Consider the following 305-nt stretch of genomic DNA (forward strand, 5'->3'; position numbering starts at 1 on the left):
ATCCGCAGCTTGGCTCACGGAAATTCAGCGCATTTGCCGTACTCACGGCATTGTTTTTATCGTCGACGATATTCAGGCGGGTGCGGGCCGAACTGGCGATTTCTTCTCATTCGAGTCCGCGAAAATCGAACCGGATATTGTGTGTCTTTCCAAGTCACTAAGCGGTTCAGGTAGTCCGCTGTCCATCGTTCTGATTCGACCCGACTTGGACATATGGAAGCCCGGAGAACATAGCGGGACCTTCAGAGGCAACAATTTCGCCTTCGTGACGGCAGGAGCCATGTGCAAGATGTGGTCGGATAGGA

General features: G+C 52.8%; 1 protein-coding gene. It reads left to right on the forward strand.

Annotated features, from left to right (window positions below):
- The coding region (locus EOB49_RS35125; RefSeq protein WP_127383560.1) for an aminotransferase class III-fold pyridoxal phosphate-dependent enzyme at positions 1-305 on the forward strand (305 nt) is incomplete at both ends.

The sequence above is a fragment of the Mesorhizobium sp. M7A.F.Ca.MR.148.00.0.0 genome (genome assembly GCF_003997735.1).
In the GTDB taxonomy this organism is placed as follows: domain Bacteria; phylum Pseudomonadota; class Alphaproteobacteria; order Rhizobiales; family Rhizobiaceae; genus Mesorhizobium.